12 protein-coding genes are annotated in these 17,167 nt (G+C 65.6%); 3 read left to right on the top strand and 9 right to left on the bottom strand.

The annotated features are described in order from the left end of the window. Positions 1–29 precede the first annotated feature (29 nt). Positions 30–848: a metal ABC transporter permease gene (locus tag ACVRRC_RS13745; RefSeq protein ID WP_185749842.1), complete on the top strand. Its 819-nt coding sequence runs from the start codon at positions 30–32 to the stop codon at positions 846–848. A gap of 11 nt (positions 849–859) precedes the next feature. Next, entirely contained in the window at positions 860–1,732 is an 873-nt protein-coding gene (locus ACVRRC_RS13740; RefSeq protein WP_472997123.1) for a metal ABC transporter substrate-binding protein, read from the top strand. On the opposite strand, the gene guaD is transcribed toward ACVRRC_RS13740, so the two are convergent. The 8 genes from guaD to ACVRRC_RS13700 all read right to left on the bottom strand — a co-directional run bounded on the left by guaD (position 1,729) and on the right by ACVRRC_RS13700 (position 12,752). After that, a complete protein-coding gene (gene guaD / locus ACVRRC_RS13735; RefSeq protein ID WP_472997122.1) occupies positions 1,729–3,036 on the bottom strand; it encodes a guanine deaminase in 1,308 nt (435 codons plus the stop codon). The two genes, ACVRRC_RS13740 and guaD, sit on opposite strands and share 4 nt — an antisense overlap. Positions 3,037–3,124: 88 nt before the next feature. After that, complete coding sequence (gene xdhC, locus ACVRRC_RS13730) at positions 3,125–3,985, bottom strand: xanthine dehydrogenase accessory protein XdhC (protein WP_472997121.1); 861 nt, start codon at positions 3,983–3,985, stop codon at positions 3,125–3,127. A gap of 101 nt (positions 3,986–4,086) precedes the next feature. Further along, on the bottom strand, positions 4,087–6,483 hold the full coding sequence (gene xdhB / locus ACVRRC_RS13725; protein ID WP_472997120.1) for a xanthine dehydrogenase molybdopterin binding subunit: 2,397 nt from the start codon (positions 6,481–6,483) through the stop codon (positions 4,087–4,089). Then, positions 6,476–7,924: a xanthine dehydrogenase small subunit gene (gene xdhA, locus ACVRRC_RS13720; RefSeq protein ID WP_256043340.1), complete on the bottom strand. Its 1,449-nt coding sequence runs from the start codon at positions 7,922–7,924 to the stop codon at positions 6,476–6,478. Before xdhA ends, xdhB begins: the two co-directional genes overlap by 8 nt. A gap of 161 nt (positions 7,925–8,085) precedes the next feature. Continuing rightward, positions 8,086–9,060, bottom strand: a complete 975-nt coding sequence (locus ACVRRC_RS13715) for a 2-oxoglutarate and iron-dependent oxygenase domain-containing protein (RefSeq protein WP_472997119.1) — start codon at positions 9,058–9,060, stop codon at positions 8,086–8,088. Positions 9,061–9,199: 139 nt separating this feature from the next. Next, positions 9,200–10,303: a BMP family ABC transporter substrate-binding protein gene (locus tag ACVRRC_RS13710; protein WP_472997118.1), complete on the bottom strand. Its 1,104-nt coding sequence runs from the start codon at positions 10,301–10,303 to the stop codon at positions 9,200–9,202. A 203-nt stretch (positions 10,304–10,506) separates the two neighbouring features. After that, entirely contained in the window at positions 10,507–11,862 is a 1,356-nt protein-coding gene (locus ACVRRC_RS13705; protein ID WP_061374190.1) for an 8-oxoguanine deaminase, read from the bottom strand. Between the two features lie 209 nt (positions 11,863–12,071). Next, positions 12,072–12,752 (bottom strand): SDR family oxidoreductase, encoded by a 681-nt coding sequence (locus ACVRRC_RS13700; protein WP_045632549.1) that lies wholly within the window; start codon positions 12,750–12,752, stop codon positions 12,072–12,074. 200 nt (positions 12,753–12,952) lie between these two features. On the opposite strand from ACVRRC_RS13700, the gene ACVRRC_RS13695 reads away from it, so the two are divergent. Continuing rightward, complete coding sequence (locus ACVRRC_RS13695; RefSeq protein WP_472997117.1) at positions 12,953–15,670, top strand: cation-transporting P-type ATPase; 2,718 nt, start codon at positions 12,953–12,955, stop codon at positions 15,668–15,670. 21 nt (positions 15,671–15,691) lie between these two features. Here ACVRRC_RS13695 and mltF read toward each other — a convergent pair whose 3' ends face one another. Next, positions 15,692–17,152 carry a membrane-bound lytic murein transglycosylase MltF gene (mltF, locus tag ACVRRC_RS13690; protein ID WP_017246462.1) on the bottom strand — a complete coding sequence of 487 codons (1,461 nt, stop codon included), beginning with the start codon at positions 17,150–17,152 and terminating at the stop codon, positions 15,692–15,694. Positions 17,153–17,167 lie beyond the last annotated feature (15 nt).

Below are 17,167 nucleotides of genomic sequence, written 5' to 3'. Positions count from 1 at the left end.
TCTGGAGCCCGTTTGCCGAGTTCGCCTTCATGCGCCGCGCGCTGCTCGGCGGCGTGGCGCTGGCCTGCAGCGCGGCGCCGCTGGGTGTCTTCCTGATCCTGCGGCGGATGAGTCTGATCGGCGATGCCATCGCCCACGGCATCCTGCCGGGTGCGGCGCTGGCATTCTGGCTGTTCGGTCTCAGCCTGCCTGCACTGACGCTCGGTGGGCTGACCGCCGGGCTCGGCATGGCCGGCGCAGCGGCCTGGGTCAGCCGCCGTACCGGCTTGCGTGAAGACGCCAGCCTCGCCGCGCTTTATCCCATTTCGCTGGCCAGCGGCGTGCTGCTGCTCGGCCTGGCGGGACGCAAGCTCGACCTCTTGCACTTGCTGTTTGGCTCCGCGCTGGCCGTGGACGCCGACACCCTCAGCGGCATGCTCGCCACGGCGGCGTTCAGCCTGCTGGTGCTGGCACTGATCTACCGCGCCCTGGCGCTGGACAGCCTGGACCCGTTGTTCCTGCGCAGCGTCAGCCGAATCGGGCCACTCGCCCATGCGGGATTTCTGACACTGGTGGTGCTCAACCTGGTGATCGGCTTCCAGGCCATCGGTGCGCTGATGGTGGTGGGGCTGATGATGCTGCCGGCTGCGGCCGCGCGCTTCTGGAGCCGACGCCTGCCCGTCCTGTTGCCGCTGGCTGCGCTGCTGGGCGCCCTGTGCGTATGGCTGGGGCTGCTGCTGTCGTTCTACGCCAACCTGCCCAGCGGGCCGTGCATCGTCCTGCTCGCCGGGGCGTTCTACCTGATTTCAGTCGTTGCGGGTCCGGTATATGGCCTGCTGCGTTCGCGCGCTTCAATCCAGACCGTCTGAGGTATCAACCCATGCGTTACCTGTTTCTGTTGTTGGCCCTCTGGCTGCCCCTTTCCCTGCAGGCGGCCGAAAAGATCAGCGTCGTGACCAGCTTCAGCATCCTTGCCGACATGACCCGGGAGGTCGGTGGCGAGCATATCGAACTGACCAATCTGGTCGGTCCCGACGCCGACGCGCACCTTTATGAACCCAGCCCGGATGATGCCCAGGCCTTGCTCCGCGCCGACCTGATCATCGCCAACGGGCTGGGCTTCGAACCCTGGCTGGAGCGCCTGCTGGCCAGCAGCGAGCCTGCGGCCAAGCGGATCGCTGCCAGTGCGGGTGTCGTGCCTCTGATGCTGGAAGAGGAGGGCGAGGCGGTGCCTGACCCTCATGCGTGGCAGAGCCTGACCAATGCCGAAATCTACGTGCGCAATATCGCCAAGGCGCTCGTGGCGCTCGATCCGGCGCATCGCAACGACTATGAGCGGCGTCGTGACGCCTACCTGAGCCGGCTACACGCGCTGCTGAAGAAGGCCGATACCCGTATCGGCAGCCTGCCGGCCAGCCAGCGCAAGGTGGTGACCAGCCATGACGCCTTCGGCTATCTGGGGCAGGCCTGGCAGCTCCAGTTCATCGCGCCGCAGGGGCTGTCGACCCATGACGAACCCTCGGCCGCCGACGTGGCCGCGTTGATCCGCCAGCTCCGCGAGGAAGGGGTGAGGGCCGTGTTCGTGGAGAACATTCGTGATCCGCGGCTCATCGAGCAGATCGCCGAAGAGGCGGGCGCCACGGTCGGCGGCACCCTGTACTCCGATGCGCTGGCCAGCGCTGGCCCGGCCAGCAGCTACCTCGGCATGTTCGAGCACAACCTCGATACGCTGATGCAGGCGTTGCAGCCCTAGCCAGCCTTGCGATGCACCGAGACGCCGGCGGCGAAGGTCTCCTTCACCGCGCGGTCGTCGCCGAGGATCATCAGGGCGAAGAGCTTTTCCTGCAGGGTCGTCGCCTGGCTCAGGCGATAGTCGATCAGCGGCGTCGCCTTGTAGTCGAGCACCACGAAGTCGGCCTCCTTGCCCGGCTGCAGGTTGCCGATCCGGTCGTCTAGATAGAGCGCCCGCGCGCCGCCAAGGGTGGCGAGATAGAGTGCCTTGAACCCGTCGAGCTTCTGGCCCTGCAGCTGCAGCACCTTGTACGCCTCGTTGAGGCTGGCGAGCTGCGAGAAGCTGGTGCCGCCGCCGACGTCGGTGCCCAGGCCGACGCGCACACCGAAGCCTTCCACCTTGGCCAGGTCAAACAGGCCGCTGCCGAGGAACAGGTTGGAGGTGGGACAGAACGACACCGCCGAGCCGGTCTCACCGAGGCGTTTGCACTCGTCGTCGCACAGGTGGATGCCGTGGGCGAACACCGAGCGCGGGCCGATCAGGCCGTGGTGGTCGTAGACGTCCAGATAGCCCTTGCGCTCGGGGAACAGCTCCTTGACCCACTCGACCTCCTGCTTGTTCTCGGAGATGTGGGTGTGCATGTACAGGTCAGGGAATTCCGCGAACAGCTTGCCGGCCAGGGTGAGCTGCTCTGGCGTGCTGGTCGGGGCGAAACGCGGGGTGACGGCGTAATGCAGACGGCCCTTGCCGTGCCAGCGCTCGATCAGCTCGCGGCTGTCGGCGTAGCCGGACTCGGCGGTGTCGGTGAGGAACTCCGGGGCGTTGCGGTCCATCAGCACCTTGCCGGCGATCATCCGCAGATTGCGCTTCTCGCAGGCCTCGAAGAAGGCGTCCACCGACTGCTTGTGCACCGTGCCGAACACCAGCGCGGTGGTGGTGCCGTTGCGCAGCAGCTCGCCGAGAAACAGCTCGGCCTGCTCGCGGGCGTGGGCCATGTCGCTGAAGCGGCCCTCGTTGGGAAAGGTGTAGGTTTCCAGCCAATCCAGCAGCTGCGCGCCGTAGGAGCCGATGACGCCGACCTGCGGGTAGTGGATATGGGTGTCGACGAAACCCGGAGTGATCAGCGCGTCCGGGTATTCGACAATCTCGGTGCCGGCCGCCAGGGTCGGCAGCAGTTCGGCGGCGTGGCCGATGCGCGCGACCTTGCCGTCCTCGACGACCAGCAGGCCGTCCTCGAAGTATTCATGGGCTTGCTCGATGCCCACTTCGCGCGGGTCGGCGAGGCAGTGGAGCAGGGCGGCACGGTAGGCTTTGGTGCTTGGCATGGTGACTCTCGAAAATCGTTGTATGAGGGTGATGCGTTGACATGGGCAGGCCGCCGCCGAAGGGCGTGCCTGCAACAATGTCGGGTGGTCAGTTGGTCTGGGCGCGGCGCGAAGCGGGGACCAGCATCGGTACCGGCTTTTCACCGTCCTCGGCGTTCTCCCCACCCTTTTCACCGAAATGCGCGTTGTAGGTGGCGATCACCTCGCCGGCGATGGACACGGCGATCTCCACCGGCAGCTTGCCCTTCACCTCGGCGATGCCCATCGGGCAGCGCATGCGCTGTACGGTTTCCGGCTGGAAGCCGCGGTCCCGCAGACGGTGTTCGAACCTGGCGCGTTTGCTCTTGGAGCCGATCAGTCCGTAGTAGGTGAAATCGTTGCGCGAAAGGATCGCGGCGGTCAGTTCCAGGTCGAGCTGATGATTGTGGGTCATGACGATGAAGTAGCTGCCGGCGGGCATGTTATCCACTTCCTCGACCACATCGTCGTTGACCACCTTTTCCACGCCGCGCGGAATCTCGGCGGGGAATTCGTTATCGCGCGAATCGATCCAGCGCACCTTGCACGGCAGGCTGGCCAGCAGCGGCACCAGCGCGCGCCCGACATGCCCGGCACCGAACACGGCGATATGCGCCTGCGGCTGGCCCATGGGCTCGAACAGCAGCACCGTGGCGCCACCGCAGCACTGGCCGAGGCTGGCGCCGAGGGAGAAGCGCTCGAGGCGGGTGTCACGGCTGCGCTTTTCCAGCATTTCGCGGGCGATCTGCTGGGCCTTGTACTCCAGGTGGCCGCCGCCGATGGTGTCGTACAGGCGCTCACGGCTGACCACCATCTTCGAGCCGGCATTGCGCGGCGTCGAGCCGCGCTCCTCGATGATGGTCACCAGCACGCAGGGTTCGTCTTGCTGTTGCAGGTCGGCAAGTGCTTCGATCCAGGCCGTGTTGCTCATGGTTCTGTCCTTCGTATCGCCCGGTGGCGAGTGCAAAGCGTCGCCACCGGGACGTTCGTGTTGCGCTAACGGTGGACAAGCACAGCGTTGTCCACCCTGCGTCAGGCCGGGGTGGTCTCCGTTGTCGCAGACTTGCTCGCCGCCTGCTTCAACCTGCGCATCTGTTCCACGCCCCAGAGCACGCGCTCGGGGGTCGCCGGAGCATCGATCTGCGGCTGCGCCCGGTAGTCGGCCAGGCTCGCCACTGCATCCTTGATCGCGCACCAGACCGAGATGCCGAGCATGAACGGCGGCTCGCCCACGGCCTTGGAGTGGAACACGGTGTCTTCGGGGTTCTTGCGGTTCTCCACCAGCTTGACCCGCAGATCCAGCGGCATGTCCGCCACCGCCGGGATCTTGTAGCTGGCCGGGCCGTTGGTCATCAGCTTGCCCTTGTCGTTCCAGACCAGCTCTTCCATGGTCAGCCAGCCCAGGCCCTGGACGAAGCCGCCCTCGACCTGGCCGATGTCGATGGCCGGGTTCAGCGAGGCGCCGACGTCATGCAGGATGTCGCTGCGCAGCATCTTGTATTCGCCGGTCAGGGTATCGACGATCACTTCCGAGCAGGCCGCGCCATAGGCGAAGTAGTAGAATGGCCGCCCGCGTGCGTGACTGCGGTCGTAGTAGATCTTCGGCGTGCGGTAGAAGCCGGTGGACGACAGCGAGACCTGGCCGAAATAGGCCTGCTGGATCAGCTCCTCGAAGCTGATGTAGTGGTCGCGCAGGCGCACCTGGCCGTTCTTGAACTCGACGTCTTCCTCGAAGATCTGCCACTTGCGCGCGGCGAACTCCACCAGCCGCTGCTTGATGGTCTGTGCCGCATTCTGCGCCGCCTTGCCGTTGAGGTCGGCGCCGCTGGAGGCCGCCGTCGGCGAGGTGTTGGGCACCTTGTCGGTGTTGGTGGCGGTGATCTGGATGCGCTCGATATCCACTTGGAACACCTCGGCCACCACCTGCGCGACCTTGGTGTTCAGACCCTGGCCCATCTCGGTGCCACCGTGGTTCAGGTGGATGCTGCCGTCGGTGTAGACGTGCACCAGCGCGCCGGCCTGGTTGAGGAAGCTGGCGGTGAAGCTGATGCCGAACTTCACCGGCGTCAGCGCCAGGCCCTTCTTCAGGATCGGGCTCGCGGCATTGAACGCGCGGATATCTTCGCGTCGCTTTGCATAGTCGCTGCTGGCTTCCAGCTCGGCGGTCATCTCCTCGAGCATGTTGTGCTCGACGGTCTGGTAGTAGTGGGTGACGTTGCGCTCGGTCTTGCCGTAGTAGTTGCGCTTGCGCACCTCGAGCGGGTCCTTGCCCAGCTCGCGGGCCACCGCGTCCATGATTTCCTCGATGGCGACCATGCCCTGTGGGCCGCCGAAGCCGCGGTAGGCGGTGTTAGAGGCGAGGTTGGTCTTGCAGCGATGGCCATTGATGGTGGCGTCGCCCAGGTAGTAGGCGTTGTCGGAGTGGAACATGGCGCGGTCGACGATCGAGCCGGAAAGGTCCGGTGAGTAGCCGCAGTTACCGGCGAGATCGATCTCGATGCCGTGCAGCAGACCGTCATCGTCGAAGCCGACGTCGTACTCGACGTAGAACGGGTGGCGTTTGCCGGTCATGGTCATGTCTTCCATGCGCGGCAGGCGCATCTTGGTCGGCCGACCGGTGAGGTGCGCGATCACCGCGCACAGGCACGCAGGTCCCGCGGCCTGGGTTTCCTTGCCGCCGAAGCCACCGCCCATGCGGCGCATGTCGATGACGATCTTGTTCATCGGTACGCCGAGCACTTCGGCCACCAGCTTCTGCACCTCGGTGGGGTTCTGCGTCGAGGTGTAGACGATCATGCCGCCATCTTCGGTGGGCATGACCGAGGACACCTGTGTCTCCAGGTAGAAGTGCTCCTGCCCGCCGATGTGCAGCGAACCCTGCAGCCGACGCGGCGCGCTGGCCAGGGCGGTGGCCGAGTCGCCGCGCTTGTGGGTGTGGCTGTCGAGCACGAAGTGCTTCTTGTGCAGCGCCTCGACCACGTCGAGCACCGGCTCCAGATCCTCGTAGTCGATGATCGCGGCCATCGCCGCCTTGCGTGCGGTTTCCAGGCTGTCGGCAGCCACGGCGATCACCGGCTGGCCGATGAACTCGACCTTGCCGTCGGCCAGCAGCGGGTCGCCGGGCATCACGGCACCGATGTCCAGCTGGCCCGGCACGTCCTTCGCCGTGATGGCGATGGCCACGCCCGGAATCTGGTAGCAGGGGCTGGTATCGATGTTGACGATGCGGGCGTGGGCGCGCTCGCTCATGCGGGCGTAGACGTGCAGCTGATTGGGAAACTCCAGGCGGTCGTCGACGTACACCGCCTCGCCCGAGACATGCTTGGGCGCGCTGTCATGCTTTACGCTGCGACCGACGCCGGTGACTAGGTCCGCGGTGAAAAGGGCGGCGATTTCGTCTTGAGTGCGTACAGGGCTGTGGTTAGACATAAGCGGTCACCCTCGTCTCGGTCTTTGGCGCGTGCTGTTCGACGAAGCATTTGCGTAGCAGGTTCTGTGCGACCAGCAGGCGGTATTCGCGGCTGGCACGGAAGTCGGTGAGCGGTGTGAAGTCCTTTTCGAGCGCCGTGCAGGCCCGCTCAAGCGTCTCGGTATCGAACGCGGCGCCGATCAGCGTACGTTCGCAATTCATGGCGCGCTTCGGGATGGCGGCCATGCCGCCAAAGGCGACGCGCGCTTCGTCGATCACGCCGTCAAGGATTCTGAGTTCGAAGGCGGCGCAGACGGCGGAAATGTCGTCGTCCAGACGCTTGGAAACCTTATAGGCGCGGAACAGGCGATCCGGCGTGGCGCGCGGCACCCGCACCTTCTCGATGAATTCCCCGGGCTGGCGCGCGGTGACCTTGTAGTCGATGAAGTAATCCTCGAGCGGCAGGGTGCGGCTGCTGGCGCCCTTGCGCAGGACAACGTCGGCACCCAGGGCGATCAGCAGCGGCGGCGAGTCGCCGATCGGCGAGGCGTTGCCGATGTTGCCACCGAGCGTGCCCTGGTTGCGGATCTGCAGCGAGGCGAAGCGCTGCAGCAGCTCGCCGAAATCCGGGTACTCGGCGGCCAGCGCGGCGTAACAGTCGGTCAGCGGGGCGGCTGCACCAATCTCGATATGGCGGTCGGCGATCTGGACCTGCTTCATCTCGGTGATCTGACCGACATGGATCATCACCGGCAGCTCGCGATGGAACTGGGTGACCTCCAGTGCCAGGTCGGTGCCGCCAGCAAGCAGCCGTGCGTCGGGATTGGCGGCGTAGACCTCGGCCAGTTCGGCGACGGTCAGCGGCGACAGGCAACGCTTTTCGCCGTCGCTGAGCTCGGCCATTTCACGCGGGGCGATGGCCTTGAGCTGGGCGATGGTCTCGGCTTCGCGGGCATCGAACTGGTCCGGCTGCTTGGCACAGCAGGCCTGTTCGGCGGCTTCGAGGATCGGCCGGTAGCCGGTGCAGCGGCAGAGGTTGCCGGCCAGGGCTTCGTGGGCCTGGTGCGGATCGTATTCATTGACCGCGCCGGCGTTCTTCTGCAGGGCGAACAGGCTCATGACGAATCCGGGGGTACAGAAACCGCATTGCGAGCCGTGGCAGTCGACCATCGCCTGCTGGACGCTGTGCAGCCGGCCCTGGTCCTTGAGGTCTTCGACGCTGATCAACTGCTTGCCGTGCAGCGCGGAGACGAAAGTCAGGCACGAGTTGAGGGTGCGATAGCGCAGGCGCTCGCCCACCAGTTCGCCGACCACTACGGTACAGGCGCCACAGTCACCGGAGGCGCAGCCCTCCTTGGTTCCGGTCTTGCCACGATACTCGCGCAGATACTGCAGCACCGTGGTATTGGGATCGAGTGCGCGCTCGCTGCGCAGTTCTCGATTGAGAAGAAACTGGATCAAGGCGAAGCCTCCGCTGTTGTTGTTCTGACACGCAAACTATCGCTATCTGACTTTTCGGTCAACTAATTCCTGACTCAAAAGTCAATGCGGCAGACGCGCGCAGATCGGGCGAGGCATATCGATGCGCTCGCCCCTGTTTGCATACTGCAATTAAAGCCCGTTCAGACGGGTTCGGCCTCGCCCTGCCGTCGGTAGGCATAGGTCTCGGCGAAGCGCGAGAGCATGTACCGGCTGCAGGTGGTGCTCGGGTATTTCGGCGGGTTGGTTTCGTCGTAGCAACCGGGCAGGCAGGCGATCTCGGTATCCGGATGCGGCTCGGCGAAGAACGGCATGGAGTAGCGGTCCACGCCCAGCGGGCTGATCACGCGATGGGGCGTCGACTTGTAACGGTCGTTGCTCCAGCGCGCCATCATGTCGCCGATGTTGACCACGTAGGTGCCCTCGATGGGCGGTGCGTCGATCCACTCGCCCTTGACGTTCTGCACCTGCAGGCCGCCGGCCTGGTCCTGATAGAGCAGGGTGACGCAGCCGTAATCGGTGTGCGCGCCGGCGCCTTGCTGATCGGCGCTGGTGGCGGTCTGCCGGGGCGGGTAGTGGATCATGCGAAACACGCTGATGGGCTCGACGAAGCGCTTGTCGAAGAAGTCCCGCTCGATGCCCAGGGCGAGTGCGATGGCACGCAGAAGCGTGCAGGCAAGGTCCTGCATGTCGCGGTAGTGCCCTTCCATCAGCTCGGTCCAGCCTTCGATCTGCAGCGGATGACGGTTGGGCCCGCGCAGCGGTTTGCCGGCCAGTACCTCCGGATGATCGGCAGGCATATGGAAACCCATGTCGAAGGTTTCCTTGAGGTCGCACGGCTGGCTCGGGTCCAGCTGCTCGGTGGCGACGGCACCGTAGCCGCGGTGGTGCTGGCTCTTGGTGATGTCGATCTTCAGCTTTTCGTCGGCGGGCAGGGCAAAGAAACGCTTGGCATGGCCGGTGAGGGTGGCGATGCGCTCGGCGCTGATCGGATGACCCTTGATATAGAAGAAGCCCCACTCGCGGCAGGCGCGGTCGATGGCCTCGGCGACGGCCAGATGGCCGGCCTCGTCGGCGTTATAGAGCGGGGAAATATCGATGATGGGCAGTGAGTTCATGGCTGACTCCGGGTACGGCGCCGCCGGTCTTCTCGTACCGGCGGCCTTCGAGGGCAATGCCCCCTGCGTGCGGTTCGCCCGGAGGCGGGACGGCACGCGAGATTCCGCAGTGCGCCGCTCGGGCCGGCGCAGGTGACGCTTACTTCGGCATTTCAGCCTTGACGCCCTGGACGTAGTAATTCATCGAGGCGAGGTCCTTGATGCTGGCGGTCTCGCCCTCGGCGATGCGCACTTCGCCAGCCTGATCCTTGATCGGACCGGTGAACGGATGGAATTCACCGCTCTTGATGCGGGCGATGATCTGCTCGGCCTCGGCCTTCACGTCAGCAGGCACCAGATCGCTGATCGGCAGGCTGATGCTGTCCTGCGCCAGCCCGCCCCAGAAATCCTCGGATTTCCAGTTGCCGGCCATTACCGCTTCGGCAGACTTGGTGTAGTGCGGGCCCCAGTCGTTGACGATGGAAGTCAGCACGGCCTTCGGCCCGAAGTGCTGCATGTCCGACGCGTAACCGACGGAATAGACGCCACGGCGCTCGGCGGCCTGGATCGGTGCCGGGCTGTCGGTGTGCTGGAAGATCACGTCCACGCCCTGGTCGATCAGCGCGTTGGCGGCATCGGCTTCCTTGCCCGGATCGAACCAGGTGTTGACCCACACCACCTTGATCTCGGTGCCAGGGTTGTACTTGTCCAGCGCCAGCTGGATGGCATTGATGTCGCGGATCACTTCCGGAATCGGGAAGGACGCGATGTAGCCGACCTTCTTGGTCTTGGTCATCTTCGCCGCGAGGAAGCCGCCGACGTAGCGGCCTTCATAGGAACGGGTCAGATAGGTGCCGACGTTCTTCGCCTGCTTGTAACCGGTGGCATGCTCGAAGGTGACCTTGGGGAACTGCTTGGCGACCTTCAGCGTGGGGTTCATGTAGCCGAAGGAGGTGGTGAAGATCAGGTCATAGTCGCTCTTGGCCATGTTGCGGATAACCCGCTCGGCATCGGCGCCTTCCGGCACGTTCTCGACGAAGCTGGTCTTCACCTTGTCGCCCAGCTGCTCTTCCATGTACTTGCGACCCTGCTCATGCTGGTAGGTCCAGCCATGGTCGCCGATCGGGCCGATATAGACGAAGCCGACCTTCAGCGGATCGGCGGCCGAAGCGGCGGCCGAAGCGGCGGCCGTGGTGAGAGCGGCGCTGAAGCCGATCGCTGCGGCAAGGGCGCGCAGCAGGGTTTTCCGTGAGTTGTTCTGCATGGCGGGTGACGCTCCTGTTTGTCTAGCTACAGAGCCTGTGTTGGCTGATAGCTGGTTAGCAAAAAGCTGACCAACTGGACAGATACCTTCGTTGTGCCGGATTGCGGCCGATTCGACGCGACGCCGAGGCCCGATCGAGACTTGCGCTGGTGCGCCAGTAATCCATGGAGCCCAGCTTTGGTGCAAGCCTCGATCGTGGTTGTTTAGCCGTTTACCAGTTGCCGGGCCGCCTGCTGGTGATCGGCGATCAGTCCCTGCACGTCGAGGCCTTCGACCTGACCGTCGACGACGCGCCATTTACCGCCGATCATCACCCGGTCGGCACGGTCGGCGGCGCAAAGCAGCAGCGCGGCGATGGGATCGTGGCTGCCGGAAAAGCGCAGTTCGTCCAGCTTGAACAGGGCCAGATCGGCCTGCTTGCCGACCGCCAACTCGCCGATGTCGCTGCGCCCGAGCAGGCGCGCGGAGCCGCGGGTCGCCCAGCCGAGCACCTTCTGCGGGGTGATCTTCTCGGCGCCGTAGCGCAGGCGCTGGATGAACAACGCCTGACGCGCTTCGAGCATCATGTTGGAGGCGTCGTTGGAGGCCGAACCGTCCACGCCCAGGCCGATGATGGCGCCCTTGTCCTCGAGCTCGAGCGTGTGGCAGATGCCGGAGGCCAGACGCATGTTGGAACTCGGGCAATGGCAGATGCCCACACCGGCTGCACCCAGGCGGTGAATTTCCACTTGGTTGAAATGGATGCCATGGGCCAGCCAGGTCCGCGGGCCGAGCCAGCCGACGCTCTGCAGGTAGTCCACGGTGCGCATGCCGAAGCGTTTCGCGCAGAACTCCTGTTCGTCCAGGGTCTCGGCCAGGTGGGTATGCAGACGCACGTCCCGCGCTTCGGCCAGCTCTGCGCAGGTCCGCATGATGTCGGTGGTGACCGAGAACGGCGAGCAGGGCGCCAGGGCGATCTGGATCTGCGCGCCGTCGCCGCGCTCGTGGTAGCGGTCGATAAGCCGCTCGCTGTCGGCGAGGATGGCCTCGGCGTCCTGCACCACGCTCTTGCATGGCAGGCCGCCGTTTTCCTTGGACAGGTTCATCGAACCGCGGGTGAGCATGGCACGCATGCCCAGTTCGCGGACGGCCCCGACCTGGATGTCGATGGCGTCCTCGAGCCCGCCCGGAAACAGGTAGTGGTGATCCGCCGCCGTGGTGCAGCCGGACAACAGCAGCTCGGCCAGCGCCACCTTGCTCGCCAGCTGCAGCGCCTGCGGCGTAAGCCGTGCCCAGACCGGGTAGAGGGTCAGCAGCCAGTTGAACAGCGGCTCGTTGACCACCGGCCCCCAGGCGCGGGTCAGGGTCTGGTAGAAATGGTGATGGGTGTTGACCAGCCCCGGCAGCACGACGTGTTCGCGGGCGTCGAAGATCTCGTTCACCGGCAGCGCGGGCGAGGCCCCGGCGGCGAGCATTTCGACGATGACGCCGTTCTCGACCACCAGCCCACCCGGGGCTTCCTGGTCGTTGGCGGTGAACAGGGCAAGCGGATTCTTGATCCAGATACGGTCAGCAGGCATGGCCGGCTTTCTCCTGAAGGGTTGAGTTCAGAGTAGCCAGCTCAGTTATGCCCTGTCTGCTGATCCAGGGGCGGAGGGGGTTGCTTGTGCCGCGGACGGAAAGATAAGGGATGCCACAGGGGCTGCCAAGGGCCGGTTAGCGGAGCGGTCCCGGCCGCGACCGGGACACCGGGGTGAGTCCGTTCACGGTCGATCACGGTCTTGCCTGCTCACCAGGGCAGCGCGTCCCCCAGATAGTCGATGTACCGATGCCCGCCCTGGCCGATCGCCCGCGTCACCTGCTCGGCCATGCCGCGAGCACTGGTCTCGACATCCAGCGGGGCCTGATCGCCACCCATGTCGGTCTTGACCCAGCCCGGATGCATCGACAGCACGGTCAGCTTCGTCTCGCCGAGCTTGGCAACGAAGGTTCGGGTCATGTGGTTCAGCGCGGCCTTGCTCGCACCGTAGAGGTCCATGCCCATGCCTGGGCCGACTTCGACGCTGCCGAGAATGGAACTCATGAAGACGACCACGCCCTGATCCGGGTTCACCAGTGGCAACAGTCGTTCGGCCAGGCGCACCGGAGCGACGGCGTTGGTGAAGAACAGCTGGCCGACTTCCGCCTGGCTGGCTTCGGTGGCCGGTTTGTCCTGCGGCCCGGCGATGCCGGCGTTGACGAACAGGACGTCGATCGGGGTGCCGGCCAGGCGTGCGGCCAGTTGATCGACGCTGGTCGCGTCGTCCATGTCCAGGGTCTCGATGCGCAGCTGCGGCAACCCGTTTAGCGCTTCGGCACGCTGTGGATCGCGGACGGTAGCGATCACCTGCCAGCCTGCGCTGGAGAACTGCTTCGCCAGGCCGAGGCCCAGGCCGCGGGAGGCGCCGACAATCAGTATGTTCTTTGGCATGGAGCAATCTCGAAGGTCATGACGTGGGCAAGAATAGCGCGAGGACCAGCTTCGCGCGCAGCGGGCCGGCATGCGGCAATCGACCACTGCCCGAGTGTTGCAAGCCGTTTCGTTGCGATGGTCAGAACCGCTCTGTTTCGGCTCTCATGGGCTAGTTTTGCAGTGCGCCCGGCAACGAATCATCCGCCTTGGAGGACCCAATGCCCGAACAGCAGATCCAATCGACCCGCTGGCACGCCCGTCAGGCCGAGGAGGCCTTGCTGGAGCTGGACTCCACCACTGCCGGCCTGACGCACGAGCAGGCCGCGCAGCGTCTGCTCCGCTACGGTCCCAACCGGCTCGACGAAGCCAAGCCGGCCAGCGTCTGGCAACGCGTGCTGCGGCATCTGAACAACGTGCTGCTCTATGTGCTGATCGCCGCGGCGCTGGTCACCGGATTGATGGGGCACTGGGTCGACACCTTCGTGATCATTGCGGTGGTGGTGCTCAACGTTGCCATCGGCTTCGTTCAGGAAGGCAAGGCGGAAAAGGCGCTGCAGGCGATCCGCCATCTGCTGGCGCCGCACGCAGTGGTGCTGCGCGACGGCCGGCAGCAGGACATCGATGCTGCCGATCTGGTGCCCGGTGATGTGGTACTGCTGGCGTCCGGCGACAGCCTGCCGGCCGATGTGCGACTGCTGCAGGCGCGCAACCTGCGCATCGACGAGGCGGCGTTGACCGGTGAATCGGTGCCGGTGGACAAGCAGGTCGATGCCGTGGCCGATGACGCGGCCATCGGCGACCGGATCTGCATGGGCTATGCGGGCACCCTGGTCACCCAGGGCCAGGCGCGGGCCGTGGTGGTTGCCACCGGCGCCGCCACCGAGATCGGCCGTATCGGCCGCATGCTCGAAGCGGTGGAGCAGGGCACCACGCCGCTGCTGCGAAAGATGCAGGACTTCGGCCGCATCCTGACCCTCTTCATTCTCGCCACCGGCGGATTGCTGTTCCTGTTCGGCACGCTGGTGCGTGGCATGGGGGCCGGTGAGATGTTCATGGCCGCGGTAGGCCTGTCGGTCGCGGCGATCCCGGAAGGACTGCCGGCGATCATGACCATCACCCTGGCGATCGGTGTGCAGCGTATGGCCGCACGCAACGCGGTGATCCGTCGGCTGCCGGCGGTGGAGGCGCTGGGTTCGGTGACGGTGATCTGCTCGGACAAGACCGGCACCCTGACGCGCAACGAGATGACCGTGCAGGAGGTGATCTGTGCCGGCCAGTCGCTGGACGTCGAGGGGGCCGGGTACGCGCCGACCGGCAGCCTGCTGCTGCAGGGTTCGGCGGTCGATGCGGCAGCATTGGCTGCCCACTCGCCGGCGGCGGCCGCGCTGGTCGAAGCCGCCGCGCTGTGCAATGACGCCAGCCTGCACGAAAAGGAACAGCACTGGGTGCTGGCTGGCGATCCCACCGAGGGCGCGCTGCTGACTCTGGCGATGAAGGCCGGGCTTTCGCCGACGGTAGTGCAGGTCGACCGGCCGCGGCTGGACGTGATTCCGTTCGAATCCGAGCATCGGTTCATGGCGACGCTGCATGCCTGCGAGGCGGGCAGCGAGGTATTGGTCAAGGGCGCGCCGGAACGCATTCTGGCCATGTGCTCGCAGCAGCTGGAGGCCGACGGCGTCGAGCGCTCGCTGGATGAGGCGCACTGGCACAACCAGATCGAGGCGCAGGCGCGCGCCGGGCGTCGGGTACTGGCCTTCGCCCGGTGTCGGCTGGGCGTGGGCAAGCAGGACCTCGAGCATGCCGATGTCGCCAGCGGGCTGACCCTGCTCGGCCTGGTGGGCATCATCGATCCACCCCGTGACGAGGCGATCCGGGCGGTGGCGCAGTGCCGCGCGGCCGGCATTCGTGTGGTGATGATCACCGGTGACCACGGTGTGACCGCCAGCGCCATCGCCCGGCAGCTGGGCATGGGCGAGGACATCAAGGCGATCACCGGCCCGGAGCTGGAGCTGATGGACGACACTGCCATGCGCCAGGCCGTCGCCGAGGCACGGGTGTTCGCCCGTGCCAGCCCGGAACACAAGCTGCGTCTGGTACGTGCGCTGCAGGCCAATGGCGAGGTCGTCGCCATGACCGGCGATGGCGTCAACGATGCGCCGGCGCTGAAGCAGGCCGACGTCGGCGTGGCCATGGGCATGAAGGGGACCGAGGCGGCCAAGCAGGCTGGCGCCATCGTGCTGGCGGACGACAATTTCGCCTCTATCGCGCATGCCGTGGAAGAAGGGCGTACCGTCTACGACAACCTGCGCAAGACCGTGACCTTCCTGCTGCCGATCAACGGCGGCGAGTCGCTGTCGCTGCTGTTGGCGGTGCTGCTCGGCCTGGCGCTGCCGATCACGCCGGTTCAGGTGCTTTGGGTCAACATGGTCAGCTCCGTGGCGCTGGCCATGGTGCTGGCCTTCGAGCCGACCGAGGCGGACGTGATGCAGCGCCCGCCGCGGCGACCGGACGAACCGATGCTGTCGCGCTTCGTGATCTGGCGGATCTTCTTCGTCTCGGCGCTGTTCCTGGTCGGGATCTTCGGCATGTACCAGTGGATGCTGGCGCAGGGCGCGACGGTCGAGGCCGCGCGCACCGTTGCGGTGAACACGCTGGTATGCATGGAGGTGTTCTACCTGTTCAGCGTGCGCTACCTGAAGGCGCCGTCCTTCACGGTGCAGGGCGTGAAAGGCACGCCGCGGGTGCTGGTGGCGGTGTTCAGCGTGTTCGGCCTGCAGCTGTTGTTCACCTACGCGCCGTTCATGCAGTCGCTGTTCGCCTCCGAGGCCTTGCCGCTGGACACCGGCATGCTGGTGGTAATGGCCGGCGTGGCGGTGCTGCTGATCCTGGAGATCGAGAAGGCGCTGCTGCGACGCATGGGCGTCGGCCCGTCTTGAGGTGAAACGGCGCCGTAGGGGTCAGAGCGGCGGCAGCTCTTCCATGAGGTCGGTGGAGTTGATGCCCGGGATGTGCAGCTCGCTCTTGGCCAGCTGCTGACCCTCCATCTGCGGCTGGGTCACCCAGGTGAGGATGTCGTAGTAGCGGCGGATGTTGGCCACGAAGTGCACCGGCTCACCGCCGCGGGCATAGCCGTAGCGGGTCTTGCTGTACCACTGCTTCTGCGACAGGCGTGGCAGCATCTGCTTCACGTCCAGCCACTTGTTGGGGTCCAGCCCTTCAGCCTCGGCCAGCTTGCGTGCATCTTCCAGATGGCCGCCGCCGACGTTGTAGGCGGCCAGGGCGAACCAGGTGCGGTCCGGCTCCTCGATACTCTCCGGCAGGCTGGCATGCACCTGCACCAGGTACTTGCCGCCACCCTGGATGCTCTGTACCGGATCGAGGCGATTGGTCACGCCCATGGCATTGGCGGTGCGCAGGGTCAGCATCATCAGCCCGCGCACGCCGGTCTTGGAGGTGGCTTCCGGCTGCCAGTGGGATTCCTGGTAGCCGATCGCAGCCAGCAGGCGCCAGTCGATGCCATGTTCCTTGGCGGTTTCACGGAAGGCCTTTTCATAACGTGGCAGACGCTGCTGCAGGTGCTTGGCGAAGGCATAGGCGCCGACGTAGCCGAGCACGTCGACATGGCCGTAGTAGCGCTCGCGCAGGCGCTGCAACGTACCGTTCTGCTGGGCCTGCTCGAGGAAGGCGTCGGCCGCCTTGAGCAGGCTGTCATCCTCGCCTTTGGCGACCACCCAGGCCAGGCTGTTCTGTTCGCCGACGTCGAAGCCGGCGCGGATGTTGCTGAAATACACCTGGTTCATGGACATCTCGTTGGATTCCACCAGGGTCAGGTCGATCTGGCCTTCATCGACCATGCGCAGCAGGTCGACGACTTCCACCGCATCGGATTCGTCGTAGCGCAGCTCGGGGTACTCCACCTGCAGCGAGGCCAGCTTCTCCGCCTGGCTGCTGCCCTTGAGCACCAGGATGCGCTTGCCGATCAGATCCTTCGGGCTGGTCGGTCGGCGCTGGCCGCTGTGGTAGACGACCTGGGTGGTGACGTCGAGGTAGGAGCGGGTGAAGCGCGCCAGTTCCTGGCGGCCTTCGCTGGCGACCAGTCCCGCAGCGGCCAGTGCCGGGCCGCCGGGACGGTTGAGACGGCTGAAGATGTCGTCGATGTTGTCGGCGGTTTCGATCTGCAGTTCGACGCCCAGGGTGCTGGCGAAACGCTTGACCAGCTCGTACTCGAAGCCGGCTTCGCCATTGCGATCCTGGAAATAGGTGGAAGGGCTGTTGCGGGTGATCACGCGCAGTACGCCTTCCTCCTTAATGCGCTCGAGCTCGCTGGGCTTTTCGGCGCAGCTGCCGAGCATCAGGAAGATTCCGATCGCCAACAGCCAGATGGCGCAGCGCTTGCGGAACAGGGTATGGGCAAACATCGGCGCAGTATACGC

The sequence above is a fragment of the Stutzerimonas sp. LR2 genome (assembly GCF_055755175.1).
Note: the sequence above shows the minus strand (reverse complement) of the source record. Positions and strands in the feature narration are given on the sequence as shown.